Source organism: Dysgonomonas sp. ZJ709 (assembly GCF_011039195.1).
Classification (GTDB): domain Bacteria; phylum Bacteroidota; class Bacteroidia; order Bacteroidales; family Dysgonomonadaceae; genus Dysgonomonas.
This window is the reverse complement of sequence record NZ_JAAKEM010000079.1, coordinates 1-1,258: the sequence shown is the minus strand read 5'-3', so window position 1 is coordinate 1,258 and position 1,258 is coordinate 1. Positions and strand designations below refer to the sequence as shown.

General features: G+C 35.4%; 1 protein-coding gene. It reads left to right on the top strand.

Features of this window, described 5'->3' with window-relative positions; genetic code table 11:
• Positions 1–394: 394 nt before the first annotated feature.
• On the top strand, positions 395–1,081 hold the full coding sequence (locus G7Y56_RS18425) for a DUF1062 domain-containing protein (RefSeq protein ID WP_165045923.1): 687 nt from the start codon (positions 395–397) through the stop codon (positions 1,079–1,081).
• The last annotated feature ends 177 nt before the right edge of the window (positions 1,082–1,258 follow it).

Below are 1,258 nucleotides of genomic sequence, written 5' to 3'. Positions count from 1 at the left end.
CTGAATAAACAAGAGTGCGTTGTTTATGAATATACAACGACAACACAGGTAATAATTAAAAGAGGGAAGGATAATCCGTTAACAACCATGACTAATTTTGTGTAAAATGATATATAAGTACCTAAATAATAATACCTTTGCATCAGTATTTATAAATAACTGTGCTTTGAGAACAATTCTCTTATATATTACTGCTTAATATTAGCCTTTAAAACTACAGGCTAATAATCTTTTTATCGGGGCGTTCGACTCTGATAAATTTTTCATTCTTATAACTTATTATCAGTTTACGGTTTCCTTCACGTAGGTAAGGTAATCGCTTAACTGTCACCTAATCGTCTTTATCGATCATTGTCTATGATCGGAAGGTTCGATTGATATGCATCGAATGCAAATGAAAAATTTCGCAAAGAATATTAAGCAGAATAATCCGGAGGGATTAACAAAAAATACAAAGACAGTCAGCCAATTCACGTGGGAGATAATACCCACAAGTACACCACTCTTTAAACGGAAATGCAGTAAGTGCAAAAGCAGCAATCTGTATTATAGCAGCGATAAGTTTCGGCTAAACTCACAAAAGAGGAGCATCGATGTGTGGTTAATTTATAAATGCGTGAAATGCGACAATACGTGTAATATAACCATCCTGTCTCGTACCCGACCCGAACTGATAGATCGGGAGTTATATCAGAAGTTCAGTGATAATGATGAAGAAACGGCGTGGATATACGCTTTCGATGCTGAGACTATAAGACGCAACAGCATGGAATTAGATTGTAGCAATATTGAGTACGACATCGTTCGCGAGGATATTGCGTTAGAAGATATGATCGTGATGGATGCCGATTTAATCGAATTTGAAATTAAAGCAGCTTTCAATCTTGATCTAAGGTTGACCCACGTTATTAGAAAGTGTTTCGATATATCCCTAAATCAGTTAGAGAAAATGTTGGAAGCAGGTGTAATTACAGTCTTGCCTTTAGGCCCTGTCAAGAAGAGCAAAGTCAAAGACGGTATCACTGTGATAATCCATCGTGAAAAACTAAAGAAACATTTGGAAAAAGAGAATGTGAAATGATTGTGAAGTATGAATGAATAGTTATGAGTTGCCCTATCTTTCACCCTCTCTGAATTCTATGATTAATTCCTATTAATATTGTTAAAAGTTATCGCATTTTTCCTTTTTCAACTACCCGTTTTTTAGGGGGGCAGATTGAAAAAGGGAAAATAGCTTACTTAAGCTGTTTTCTTGTAA

What these genes read in the sequence shown, in the direction of transcription:
- G7Y56_RS18425 (WP_165045923.1), top strand. Translation starts at nt 395, where the DNA reads ATGAAAAATTTCGCAAAGAATATTAAGCAGAATAATCCGGAGGGATTA.